The following is a 12,116-nucleotide window of genomic DNA, read 5'->3' on the forward strand; positions in this document are numbered from 1 at the left end:
ACTTATTTTTTGTTCAAATTCCAATTGTAGTCGGTATAGCTGATTTTTATTTTGCCTTGGTTTAGCTCTGCTGTCTGGGCTTTGTTTAGCCCTAGTGATGAGCTATAACGACCCAAAAACCCTTCTAAATCTTTTGTACCACGCCAATTACTCTCAAAATCTGACTTATACCATTTAAAAATCGGCGACACCCTTAGTGTATTGCCCTTAAGATTGTTGCGACTACCATCTGCCAAAAACTTAGCGGTTGCCTGCTCTAATTGACCATCCAAACCTTTACCACTAAAGGCGTCATCTTGCAGTGCAGGACAACCAATACTCGCGCAATTAACAGCGAAGTGAATACGCGGATCGTTGTAGCGTTTGGAACCACGAATGAGGTTGTGCTCGATATCGTCAAGCGAGCGCGTTTTACCCAATAATGGAATAAACTCTTGCTTCCATGGCGATCCAAATAGCCCACCAATGTCTTTGATGGACTTCATGTTAGGATATTTTGTCAATACCAAGTCGACTGTGCCAGCGTTGTAGACGTTGATCAAAAACGCCAACTGCTCGTTTTTATTCCACCGATTAAACTCTGCTTGAGAGACTTTGCTCGTCGCATCAAGATAGCTTGCCAGTTTGCTCTTATCCGCTTGCATGCCCGCATAATTCACCACGGAAGCCTTACCGCCATTAGTCATGGTCACATGCTTATTTAATAAGCTATCCCAACTTTGATGGTTGAAATCTGCATAGGCAGCCGCGCTTGATGATAAAATCGCAAGCGCAATGATGGGTTGCACAACCAAGGTTTTTGTTGAAACATTTAATCTTGACATGAACTTAACTCCACTTGAATTGGTGATGTTTGTCTGTCGCAGGCGTCCAGCTCGATAGTCTAACAACCGTTTATTATCAACGACCCTTAATGGTAGATATGGGCGTCTAAACGGTCGTATCTGCTATCGTCTGCTCTACGGTCTCTTCTTCTAACGCGCCGCCGCAGCTGCTGCCTTGTCCTGCCGTACAGCCGTAGCAGTGATCCGCAATAGCAATGGCATCACCAGAGGGATTTTGGGTGAGCAAATCGCTGAGATGACGTCGCAATTTATTGGGTACAGGCATCTCTAATTGCTGATTAAAGTCACAGTCGAACAATTCGCCCAGCCAATTAACACTGATTGTCGAGCGGCACATCACTTCACTCAAGTTGTCCGCCACGTAGTTTTCTTTGAGTAAATCCATGTACGGGTGGAATTCATTTTTGGCCAATAGTACCGCGCCAAAACGCTGAATCGGCATATTAGTGAGGGCAAATAGATGGTTGAACTCGATATCAAAATATTCTTTTAGCTCCCGCTTATAGTCCGCTTCAAGCTGCTGCTGATTGGGCGGTAAGCTCGCGCCTTGCGGATTATAGACCAAATTTAAGGTCAGCCCTGAATCAGTCCTACCATATCCTAACTGGTTGAGTTTTTGCAGTCCTAATATACTATCGTCAAATGCCCCTTTGCCGCGCTGCTTATCTACGTTTTCTAAGGAGTAACACGGCAGGGAAGCCACCACTTCGACTTGATTGTCTGCTAAAAACTGCGCCATGTCCTCATAGCCCTCTTCCATAAGAATGGTCAGGTTACAACGGTCTATCACTTTGACGCCCAGAGCACGCGCCGCTGTGACCAAATATTTGAAGTCCTCATGCATCTCAGGCGCACCGCCCGTCAAATCGAGCGTATCGATATTTTGCGCTTGCAATACTTTGGGGATCAGCTCAACCAACTCACGTGACATCATCTCTGTTCGATAAGGACTGGCCGCCACATGGCAATGGACGCAAGACATATTGCATAAGTAGCCCATGTTGACTTGTAGTATCGTTAGTTCGCGACGTTTGATCGCCGGAAAGTCGGTGTGCTCAAGTAGTTCGATAGTCGATTTCATAATCGTATAGACCCCGTTAATAACACAACTCAAAAAAGATATGTTTACATATAAGTAATTGCTTTTATTTGCTATTTGATAAACATCACACCTTATTTATTGACCTTTCATTTTACATTTTGTTTAATCAATCATACCTGATTGTGAATCACTGGTAATATCAGTTTTGTAAGATCAATTTTGTTATTTATGCTAACCATTACTGCTCTATTTAGCCTTCACAAAGCGCTGATCGATATACCGTTTTAGATACCAAAGCCCGCGACCTTGCAGACTGAGCGCTCCCCAACTGGCAATCGCGTACTTGTCCCCGCAAGACAATAAATACAGCGTGTTTTTTTTGGGTTGATAGTCTTGCATGGGTTTGTCTTTGAGATAGGCCAATAGGTTATCTGCCTCTATCGCGCCGCCATGTACCGCATGAACGCCTGAATGTGCCATATCTGCATCTACTCGCGTGGCTACGTCACCAACGGCAAATACATTAGGGTGAGAGACACTCTGCTGCATGGCATTAACGGCCATAAAACCATTACCTACCGTCTGTAAATCAGTGACAGCGGTCCATGCTGATCCTACCACTCCCGTCGCAGCGATCACAGTATTCATAGGCAGCGTGTCATGTGCGGTCAATAAATGACCATCATGATAACCAGTCGCTCGCTCATGGACTATCTTAATATCATGGCGATGCAGCTGCCTAATAACGCGCTGCTGAAAACGCAGATTAAATCCTGATAACAGATGCTCACCGCACACCAGTGTCACTTGATGATTTGGATTGATATGCTGTAGCGCGACTTGAGCTGCCATGACCAATTCGGCCGCGGCGGCCCCAGCACCAACGATAGCCAATTGGTATTGACTAGCTTGCCGCGCCTCAGCCAAAATCTGCTGCCAATGCGTGATAAATTCTGATAAGGGACGAATAGCGATTACGTCCGTGCTGGCGTGAGTATCCGTCTTAGCATAGCTGTCTCGTTTATCTAACCATCGCATATCGGTCTCTGCACCAGTATTCAATGACAACACATCATAATCAAGTGCCAATGGCTCATCACTCGTTGTCGCGACCATATTGGATGCCGCATTGACCTGCACGATCGACTGCTGAATAAAGCGTACACCCGCCCGCCTACAAAGTGATTTTATATCGATGCTGATATCGTCAAGCGAGTAATGTCCTGCCATCCAACCAGGTAGCATTCCTGAATATATAGTCTGCGGATGCTCGCTAATTAAAGCAATGTCTATAGCCGTTCCCTTGAAATCCGTACTATCTAGCTGCCCAGCAACAAACCGACGTAACAGTCCAATATGAGCATGACCTGCCCCTGCTAATAATAGTTTTTTTGGCGACAGCGGTTTCATAGGCATCCCAATCAAAGTGATGGATAGGTTGTTGACGAGCGAGTTCTAGGGCGTGTCCCTATTTTAAAAATGGTGATAAACGTTTGGATTAGGGAGACGCCCTAGTGCCTGTCATATAAGTAGCACAAAAGCAGCTTACAGATAAGATATGTCTGATAGACGACCCTGATGATCGGGTGGATGGTATAAATGGCTTAGATAATATTGTCCATACTCATTTTTGTCATTAAATGCTGCTACCAAGTATAGATTTCATTACCCTGTCACGTAACACAAAAAAATAAGGTAAAATGGTCGACCAATCAGCGCCTAGTAAAATAAAATCATAATGACGACGCCTAACTGATCACTGTTTTTGAAATGACGATCCATAAAAAATACAGACCATTAAAACCTGTCAAGGAAGCTTATATGAGTAACACGCTCGATACCAGTAATGATAACATTCTCTCCTCCGACAACACTCACTACTTGCACCATCACTTTTTTGAGCCAAGTGACAAAAATGTTGCCATCAGTGCGACGCTATTGATTGTGCATGGGATGGCAGAGCACAGTGGTCGCTATGCAGATTTTGCGCAGTTCTTGGCGGACAATGGCATCGCTGTAGCAACCTATGATCATCTTGGGCATGGACAGACCATCAAAACCGAAGCGGATTTGGGGTTTTTTGGTGAAGAGCATCCCGTGCAGTCGCTGCTAAAAGATGTGATTGTTATGGCAGATAGCCTAAAAGCACGTCATCCTGATGTACCGCATTTTGTGATGGGCCATTCCATGGGCTCATTTATCGTGCGTAACGTACTTAAGCATCATGCGCATAATTTCACTGGCGCGATACTGATGGGCTCGGCGGACGTCAATCCATTGACCAAAGTTTTGCTGCCTATCAATAAAGTATTGGCAAAAGTGGCACCTAGACAGCCGAACTCAGTACTTGCCAATACCATGAATAAGGTATTGAACAGTCAACTAAAAGATCGCACTGCATCATCGAAGTTTGCTTGGTTGAGTGAGAATACTGCAAATATTGAAGCCTATGAAGCTGATCCAAAGACTGGTTTTGACTTTACCAATAACGGCTTTATGACATTATTTACTTTGATGGATACCGGACTAAATAAAGGCTGGGCCACCACCATTGCTAAACACTTCCCAATGCTGTTTATCAGCGGTGAAGATGATCCTATTGGTAACATGGGACGCGGTATTCGCCGCGTGGTCAAACGCCTACATAAACAAAAATTTAGCCATGTTGATATTCAGCTGTATCCCAATATGCGCCATGAAGTATTACACGAAACAGATCATCAAACGGTTTATCAAGACATTTTAGCGTGGATAAAAAACACTGCACCAGACGCTTAAAGCACGATAAACAATTCATCTTGAGCAGTTTTTTGAGCGCTTTTTCTCGAGCACTGCCATAATGAAATACTGAACTTGTTTGCTAAAAGTGGTCAAATTAGCGACAATACGGCAAGCAAGTTTTTGGACCAAGCCATACCTTGAATTTTCTTTAGGCCGGGTCATATAAGTCTTTAACCATAACATTAAGATCACCCTCCCTTTCATTCATTTTAGGAACCTTTATGTCATTACAACAAACCATCGAACAAGCTTTTGAAAACCGCAACGAATATAGCCCAAGCAACATGCCACAAGACGTGCGCGAAGCGATTGAGCAAGTACTTGAGCAGCTAGATAATGGCAGCCTACGCGTTGCCGAAAAGAAGGATGGCGAATGGATCGTCAATCAGTGGGCCAAAAAAGCGGTACTACTATCTTTCCGTTTGAACGACAACTACGTTCAAGCAGCTGGCGAACATGTGCAGTTCTATGACAAAGTGCCAACGAAATTTGCCAACTGGACCGAAGCTCAGTTCAAAGAAGCAGGTGTTCGCGTTGTACCACCAGCCGTTGCTCGCAAAGGTTCATATATCGCAGCGGGTGCGGTATTGATGCCATCATACGTCAACATCGGTGCGTATGTCGATCAAGGCGCGATGGTTGATACATGGGCAACCGTTGGCTCATGTGCGCAAATCGGTAAAAATGTACATCTATCAGGCGGTGTTGGCATCGGCGGTGTCTTAGAGCCATTACAAGCCAACCCAACTATCATCGAAGACAACTGCTTTATCGGTGCGCGCTCTGAGATCGTTGAAGGCGTGATCGTCGAAGAAGGCGCTGTCATCTCTATGGGCGTCTATATTGGTCAATCTACACGTATCTATGACCGTGAGACTGGCGAGATTCATCGCGGCCGTGTACCAGCAGGCTCTGTTGTCGTACCAGGCAGCTTGCCATCAGAAGACGGCACACACAGCTTGTATGCTGCTATCATCGTGAAAAAAGTAGACGCGCAAACTCGTGCTAAAACATCAGTAAATGAGCTATTACGTTTAGCCTAGTATTTTTAATATTTATGGCCTCGTACCCGAACGGTACGGACGGCGATAAACTATATTTACTAAAGACGCTGAAGAAAACTTCAGCGTCTTTTTTGCACCCTAATGCAGAGCGTTGCGTTATAATCCGTTTTTTGGTTTTGTTTTATCCAAACATAAAACGACAAATATCACAGCCTGCCTTCTTCTTTATTACGATTGATAACCGCTTCATCGCCTTATCAACCTTTAACTGTATTTGACATATTATGAGTGAATCACTATTGCGCACAGCCGCTATCCCCGTCACTGACCCTGAAGCAGGGTTACGTTTGACTGAGATTTTCTATTCCTTACAGGGTGAGGCACTGACGTCTGGCTTGCCGACAATATTTGTACGCCTAACGGGCTGTCCGCTGCGCTGCGTCTACTGTGATACCGAATATGCCTTTACGGGCGGCGAGCGTCAGTCATTAGAAACCATCATAGACATTATCAAAAGCTACCCATGTAAGCGTATCTGCTTGACTGGCGGTGAGCCATTAGCACAGCCAAACGCGATTGAGTTGATGAAACGCTTGCTCAGCGATGGCTATGAGATATCCCTTGAGACAGCGGGCGCGCTCTCGGTGCAAAACGTACCGCCAGCCGTCAGTAAAGTGATGGATCTCAAAACCCCAAGCTCAGGCGAAGTCGATAAAAACTTATGGTCAAATCTTGACCATTTAACCGAGCACGACCAAATCAAGTTTGTAATCATGAACCGCAAGGACTATGACTGGGCAAAAGACCAATTAGTCGAGCATAAGTTAAATGAATTGGTCGGTACGGTTTGGTTTTCTCCGATGTTTAACGTTGCCGATGATATTGATGAAGCGCTTAGCCCTGAAGTGCCTGTATTGGCAAGAGAGCTTGCTGAATGGATGCTGGCAGATGCCTTACCCGTTCGCTTCCAGTTGCAATTGCATAAAATCATTTGGGCAGATGCCAAAGGCAAATAACGCGACAATCACGCACATAATATCTGCCCACCCTTATAAAGATAACTAAAAACTCATATACAAGCACATATTTTCAAGGAGGAAACATGATTCGGCTGATCTTACTGGGGCTACTGTCAGGTGCGTTTTTTAGCTCAACCTTTGTATTAAATGAGCTGATGAGCGCTGCTGGTGGGCATTGGTTTTGGTCAGCAAGTCTGCGCTATGTCTTTATGCTATTGCTATTGACAGCGATGATTGGTGTTCAGCATGGCGTGGGACGGATCGGTGAGCTATGGGCGATTTTTCGCCAACATATAGGGTTTTGGTGCATTACTGGTAGTATTGGCTTCGGCGTGTTTTATACCGGTATCTGTTATGCAGGCGATCATGCCAGTGGCTGGGTCGTAGCGGCGACCTTTATGTTTACCGTCGTGACCAGTTTGCTTGTCTTACTGGCATTCGGACAACGCTTTGATAAAAAATTCATTTTTTATGCGTTGATTGTCTTTGTTGGCGTGGTACTGGTCAACGTCAGTGAAGGTTTGCACGCACCTAGTGACGCCAATGCCATACCGCTGACGCAAATGCTACTGTATGGCGCGCTACCAGCGTTGATCGCGGCGTTTAGTTACCCTGTTGGCAATCAGTTGGTTTGGCAGGCCTCTTACAATGCGAAACAGCATAAAGCTAGGCACCAAGATAAGCATCAAGATAGTGAGCACCACTCGCAGCCGATGCGTGCAGAAACAGCGCTATTGGCCAGTGCCCACGATGCTACTGATACGCATGGCGCTGACCGTGACACTGTGAATAGCTCCAGGCTACAAACCTTGATCGGACGTATTCCTGTTATCGAGACGGATCTGTTACAAAACGCCTTTAACAAAGTGTGGTTGATGACCGTAGGGAGTTTGCCATTTTGGCTCGTTTTAGGCATCATAGTGCGCCCTGAGTTACCGGGTAGCGCGCAGGTGTTTAACACGCTACTGGTCGCCTTGTTATCAGGGGTGGCCGCGACCAGTCTGTTTTTATATGCGCGTGAGCAAGCGGTGACCTCAAGTGAGGTCGCTGGCGTTGACTCGACCCAAGCCAGCGAAATCATTTTTGCCTTAATTGGTGGTATGATCCTGCTAGGAAATCCACTACCGTCAGCCTTAGGTCTAGTTGGTATTGTACTGATTATCATCGGCTTGATATTTTTTGCAAAAGACGGCTAAATGACGCTCTAACGATGCGCTGATTTTGTTTGGCTCATCTACAAAACACCCATTTAAAACGAGAATACCCATCATTTTTTATGATCAAGAGTTGGCAATATAACCATGGTTAATGATTTAATTTTTCCTGATATTCTATTATATTTATTGGACATGGTGGGTATCATCGCTTGCGCGATTGCAGGGACATTGCTCGCTCAGCACAAAGGCTTTGATATTGCTGGCTGCATCCTGGTTTCGATGGTCAATGCCATCGGCGGCGGTACGCTACGTGACATGGCACTAGATCGTCATCCATTGTTTTGGATGACGGATCTCAACTATGTGATCGTCATTACCGTGACATCCCTTATCTTACAAATATTCTTTCATCTATATCACAAGATTGATAATGCGCTTAAGCTGTTTGATGCCATTGGTCTCGCGGCATTTAGCGTGATTGGCTTTAAGGTCGCATTGACCCAAGGTATGTCACCTCTTGTTGCTATTATGATGGGCGTCTGGACAGCCATTATTGGTGGGATGCTCCGTGATATTATCTGTAATGAGATACCGCTCGTATTACAGCGTGAGATTTATATCACGGCCAGTATCGCAGGATCTGTGACGTATTTATGCCTACAGTATGTCGGTGTCAGCGCTGGCATCAATGAGTTTATTATGCTGTTTGTGATCTTCGCGGTACGCATGCTGGCGCTTAGGTTCGACTGGCATCTGCCCTCTATTCGTCTGGTTGCTTAATCAGCTACTTGGTAAATTGATTACTCTAGACATGACAAATGATAATTAAAAATAGTGAGAATGGCTTATGTTGGCTATCGCGTTGGATCCTGCAGCTCTAATCACTACTTTTGATCCGCGCTCTTTGATCTATTTTTTTGATATGATTGGGATTATCGCCTGTAGCGTTTCAGGGACGATACTAGCAAAGCATAAGAACTTTGATGTCTTTGGTTGCCTACTAGTCTCTATCGTCACAGCCATCGGTGGCGGCACCGTACGCGATGTGATTTTGGATCGTCATCCGCTGTTTTGGATGGTAGATATGAGCTATCTGACGCTCATTACGATCTCTTCCCTAGCCATGCAGATATTTTTTCATCCAAACTCAAGACGAGTCGACAAGTTCCTCAAACTGTCCGATACCATCGGTCTATCAGCCTTTACGCTTATAGGTATCAAGGTCGCTGATAGCATGGGTACCAATGTGCCAGTGGCACTGTTATTGGGCGTGATCACCATCATCGTTGGTGGCATTATTCGCGATATGATTTGTAATGAGATTCCACTGGTATTGCAGCAAGAGATTTATATCACTGCGGCGTTAACTGGGGGTATTCTATATTTTGCTCTAAAAAACTTAGGCGTTGCCGATTGGGTTGCTGATGTCTCTGCGATGAGTACGATTTTTACCTTGCGTATGCTGGCTATTCGTTATGATTGGCAGTTCCCCACTCTTGAGTGGAAGTACTGAGCCTAAATCAAAAGGCTACTGGCAATAAAATAAATGGTATAAGTGCGCTCCAATCTGACCGCACTTAATATTCTAGCCTTAACCCTGCTCTACCACAGCCAAGTCTTTTACCATCAGCTGCAAGCTTTGTTTGCCGTTCCATTCATTGATATCTAGCTGAAACAATAAATGCACTTTTTTGGCACGATAATCCCAAGCATCATTGTCAAAGTTAAAACAGATTGCCTCAATCGGATATTGAACGTCTGGATAACGCAGCGATAGTTTAAGGTGCTTGTCTTTTAATATCTTAAAACTCAATACTTCAAAGACACCATCAAATATCGGCGGTGCAAATCCATGACCCCAAATGCTAGCATCTGCTAAATGTTCAGCGAAACACAAGCTAAAATCTCCCGCTTGCAGAGGTCCATCAGTGAATTTCTGCTCTGCAAATACGTCATCATCCATTTGTGCCATAACTTCATTAAACGCCGCGACAAATGCCTCAAAATTACGACGCTTTAGGGTCAGACCTGCTGCCATCGCATGACCACCAAAATGACTGATTAGATCAGGATTGCGCTCGGCGACTTGCTCAATCGCATCACGAATATGCACACCAGCAATCGACCGGGCTGATCCTTTAATCGCATCGTCTTCACCAGTCTGCTCCGTATCCGCTGGCGCAAAGACAATGCTAGGTAGGTAATGACTTTCTTTTAAACGTCCAGCGACAATACCAATCACGCCTTGATGCCAATCATCCTGATACAGAACGATACTACGAGTGTCTGTATGGATTGTTTTATGAGTAGTGGCGAATTGAGTATTAACTTCCTGAGTAATGAGGTCATCGCCACTGTCACTTGTATTTTCATCGATCTCAATATCAGTTTCAGTAGCCAATGCCTGTACGATACTATCTGCCTGCGCACGCATCTCGCCTTCTACATGACGGCGTGTACGGTTTAGTTGCTCAAGCTCTTGCGCCAAACGCTGGGCGGTGCTCCAATCTTCAGTCAATAGGCACTCAATTCCGATACGCATATTATCCATACGTCCAGCTGCATTGATACGTGGCCCTAAGACAAAGCCAAAATCCTGCGCGTGTAATTGCTTGGGGTCACGGCCTGCTTGCTCAAGCAACGCCAAAATACCCATACAGCAGCGACCTTGACGAATAGCAGATAGCCCATGATGCACTAAGATACGATTGTTTTTATCGAGCACGCCAACGTCAGCAATCGTCCCAAGCGCGACCAAATCTAAATACTGACTAACCTGTACCGTAGACTTACCAGCGTCACGGCGCAGCTTTGCCAATCGTCCGAGCACATAAAACGCGACCCCTACCCCGACCAGTGCTTTACTGGTGAAATTACAAGCAAGCTGATTGGGATTGACAACGGCTTCAGCGGGTGGCGTCTCTTTGGTCGTGAGATGATGGTCCGTGATAATTACCGTAATACCATCCGCTTGGGCGCGCGCCACACCTTCATGACTGGAGATACCGTTATCGACCGTCACTATCATGTCTGGCTGAAAGGTTGCGATGCCCAATTCGACGATCTCTGGCGTTAGCCCATAACCGTATTTAAAACGATCGGGCACTAAAAAATCGACGACTGCACCCATCTTTGTGAGTGCGCGCATCATCAGCGCGGTACTGGTTGCGCCATCACAGTCAAAGTCACCAACGATCAGGATGCGCTGACCGTCATCGATAGCGATGTCCAATAGACGCACGGCTTCAGCGATACCGTGCAGCATGTCAGCAGGCAACAGGCCAGACAAGCCAGTCTCCAGCTCATCAGGCGTAGTGATACCTCGACCCGCATATAAGCGAGCGAGCGTCAATGATTGGGCGGCCAGTGGTTGCAACGCGGCGGGCAACTCGTCAATGCGAGTGCTGGTATTACGGGGGGTTAAATTTAGCATGAGCGTATTTTACTGCCTTTAAAGCGGGGTCACAACGACAATTTATAGTGTATCTGTACACTAGCTAATATTGCATTTATTTACCAAAGGGATTGGCTGAAATAATACTTTGAAGGAATATGTTCAGTGGGCACTCATCGCATACGGCTCTTTATTTACAAAAAGGATGCATAGTGACCGTATTTTTCTGCATTTTGCTACAAAGCAATGATTGTATGGCGCTTATAAATCCATAGAATAGTAAGCAACTGAGAGACTTGCTAATTATTGAGTTTTACATTATTAATGTTTTAATTATTTATAAGGATACTTTATGAAAACCACACCAGCTGCTGAAAAACTACCAAATACGATTGATCCTAGCTTGGATCTTGATCAAGTTAAAAAAGAATGCCTTGGCATGGTAAAAAAACGTGCCAGAGTCTCTGCTGGTGTTGCCATCGTTCCTGTACCGTTCTTTGATGTGGCGGTTGATGCTGGTATGCTGACGCAATTGATTCCTGAGATTAGCGAACGTTTTGGTCTGATCGAAGACCGTCAATCAGCCATTAACCTACAATCACGCGAAGTGCATTGGAGCGCTGTCAAAGACCGTACCGTCGATTTTGCAGGGCTGATGGCGACACGTGGTATCGTTAAGAAAACCATTCAAGGCTTTGGTGGTCGTATCGCGGCAAAACAAGTCACCAAATTTATCCCATTAGGCGGTCAACTGGTTGCTGCAACGATGGGTTATACGATTTTTAAGAAAATCGCTACTGATCATATCAACGAATGCTACAAGCTAGCAAAAGACATCCAGCAAAAAGAACATGGTAAAAATGTCTAATAAAAA

The 12,116-nt window shown here is 45.3% G+C and carries 11 protein-coding genes; 7 read left to right on the forward strand and 4 right to left on the reverse strand.

Going from position 1 to position 12,116, the window contains the following annotated elements; translation table 11 throughout:
• Nucleotides 1–2 precede the first annotated feature (2 nt).
• The 3 genes from ACHUET_RS08820 to ACHUET_RS08830 form a co-directional block, all read right to left on the reverse strand.
• A complete protein-coding gene (locus tag ACHUET_RS08820; RefSeq protein WP_394212222.1) occupies nucleotides 3–824 on the reverse strand; it encodes a DUF547 domain-containing protein in 822 nt (273 codons plus the stop codon).
• Nucleotides 825–930: 106 nt separating this feature from the next.
• A complete protein-coding gene (gene arsS / locus ACHUET_RS08825; RefSeq protein ID WP_394212224.1) occupies nucleotides 931–1,926 on the reverse strand; it encodes an arsenosugar biosynthesis radical SAM (seleno)protein ArsS in 996 nt (331 codons plus the stop codon).
• A 207-nt stretch (nucleotides 1,927–2,133) separates the two neighbouring features.
• Nucleotides 2,134–3,297 (reverse strand): FAD-dependent oxidoreductase, encoded by a 1,164-nt coding sequence (locus ACHUET_RS08830; RefSeq protein ID WP_394212225.1) that lies wholly within the window; start codon nucleotides 3,295–3,297, stop codon nucleotides 2,134–2,136.
• 411 nt (nucleotides 3,298–3,708) lie between these two features.
• Between ACHUET_RS08830 and ACHUET_RS08835 the strand changes: the two genes are divergently transcribed.
• The 6 genes from ACHUET_RS08835 to ACHUET_RS08860 all read left to right on the forward strand — a co-directional run bounded on the left by ACHUET_RS08835 (nucleotide 3,709) and on the right by ACHUET_RS08860 (nucleotide 9,361).
• The gene (locus tag ACHUET_RS08835) at nucleotides 3,709–4,665 is read left to right on the forward strand and encodes an alpha/beta fold hydrolase (RefSeq protein WP_394212227.1); all 957 of its coding nucleotides are present in this window, start codon (nucleotides 3,709–3,711) and stop codon (nucleotides 4,663–4,665) included.
• A 224-nt stretch (nucleotides 4,666–4,889) separates the two neighbouring features.
• On the forward strand, nucleotides 4,890–5,711 hold the full coding sequence (gene dapD / locus ACHUET_RS08840) for a 2,3,4,5-tetrahydropyridine-2,6-dicarboxylate N-succinyltransferase (RefSeq protein ID WP_394212229.1): 822 nt from the start codon (nucleotides 4,890–4,892) through the stop codon (nucleotides 5,709–5,711).
• A gap of 245 nt (nucleotides 5,712–5,956) precedes the next feature.
• A complete protein-coding gene (queE, locus tag ACHUET_RS08845; RefSeq protein WP_394212230.1) occupies nucleotides 5,957–6,688 on the forward strand; it encodes a 7-carboxy-7-deazaguanine synthase QueE in 732 nt (243 codons plus the stop codon).
• Between the two features lie 86 nt (nucleotides 6,689–6,774).
• Nucleotides 6,775–7,887, forward strand: coding sequence for a multidrug resistance efflux transporter family protein (locus ACHUET_RS08850; RefSeq protein WP_394212232.1), 1,113 nt, complete (start codon nucleotides 6,775–6,777; stop codon nucleotides 7,885–7,887).
• A 105-nt stretch (nucleotides 7,888–7,992) separates the two neighbouring features.
• Nucleotides 7,993–8,628, forward strand: a complete 636-nt coding sequence (locus ACHUET_RS08855; RefSeq protein ID WP_201598401.1) for a trimeric intracellular cation channel family protein — start codon at nucleotides 7,993–7,995, stop codon at nucleotides 8,626–8,628.
• Between the two features lie 67 nt (nucleotides 8,629–8,695).
• Nucleotides 8,696–9,361: a trimeric intracellular cation channel family protein gene (locus ACHUET_RS08860; RefSeq protein ID WP_394212234.1), complete on the forward strand. Its 666-nt coding sequence runs from the start codon at nucleotides 8,696–8,698 to the stop codon at nucleotides 9,359–9,361.
• A gap of 78 nt (nucleotides 9,362–9,439) precedes the next feature.
• Here ACHUET_RS08860 and recJ read toward each other — a convergent pair whose 3' ends face one another.
• Nucleotides 9,440–11,281 carry a single-stranded-DNA-specific exonuclease RecJ gene (gene recJ, locus ACHUET_RS08865; RefSeq protein WP_394212235.1) on the reverse strand — a complete coding sequence of 614 codons (1,842 nt, stop codon included), beginning with the start codon at nucleotides 11,279–11,281 and terminating at the stop codon, nucleotides 9,440–9,442.
• A 313-nt stretch (nucleotides 11,282–11,594) separates the two neighbouring features.
• Between recJ and ACHUET_RS08870 the strand changes: the two genes are divergently transcribed.
• Nucleotides 11,595–12,110: a hypothetical protein gene (locus ACHUET_RS08870; protein ID WP_394212237.1), complete on the forward strand. Its 516-nt coding sequence runs from the start codon at nucleotides 11,595–11,597 to the stop codon at nucleotides 12,108–12,110.
• The last annotated feature ends 6 nt before the right edge of the window (nucleotides 12,111–12,116 follow it).

It is taken from the genome of Psychrobacter piscatorii (assembly GCF_043641605.1).
Taxonomy (GTDB): Bacteria; Pseudomonadota; Gammaproteobacteria; order Pseudomonadales; family Moraxellaceae; genus Psychrobacter; species Psychrobacter piscatorii_C.

Excerpts from the sequence above, each read along its gene's own strand:
- ACHUET_RS08835 (WP_394212227.1), top strand. The coding sequence starts at position 3,709 with ATGAGTAACACGCTCGATACCAGTAATGATAACATTCTCTCCTCCGAC.
- ACHUET_RS08830 (WP_394212225.1), bottom strand. The coding sequence starts at position 3,297 with ATGAAACCGCTGTCGCCAAAAAAACTATTATTAGCAGGGGCAGGTCAT.
- arsS (WP_394212224.1), bottom strand. The coding sequence starts at position 1,926 with ATGAAATCGACTATCGAACTACTTGAGCACACCGACTTTCCGGCGATC.
- ACHUET_RS08820 (WP_394212222.1), bottom strand. The coding sequence starts at position 824 with ATGTCAAGATTAAATGTTTCAACAAAAACCTTGGTTGTGCAACCCATC.
- recJ (WP_394212235.1), bottom strand. The coding sequence starts at position 11,281 with ATGCTAAATTTAACCCCCCGTAATACCAGCACTCGCATTGACGAGTTG.
- ACHUET_RS08855 (WP_201598401.1), top strand. The coding sequence starts at position 7,993 with ATGGTTAATGATTTAATTTTTCCTGATATTCTATTATATTTATTGGAC.
- queE (WP_394212230.1), top strand. The coding sequence starts at position 5,957 with ATGAGTGAATCACTATTGCGCACAGCCGCTATCCCCGTCACTGACCCT.
- ACHUET_RS08870 (WP_394212237.1), top strand. The coding sequence starts at position 11,595 with ATGAAAACCACACCAGCTGCTGAAAAACTACCAAATACGATTGATCCT.
- ACHUET_RS08860 (WP_394212234.1), top strand. The coding sequence starts at position 8,696 with ATGTTGGCTATCGCGTTGGATCCTGCAGCTCTAATCACTACTTTTGAT.
- dapD (WP_394212229.1), top strand. The coding sequence starts at position 4,890 with ATGTCATTACAACAAACCATCGAACAAGCTTTTGAAAACCGCAACGAA.
- ACHUET_RS08850 (WP_394212232.1), top strand. The coding sequence starts at position 6,775 with ATGATTCGGCTGATCTTACTGGGGCTACTGTCAGGTGCGTTTTTTAGC.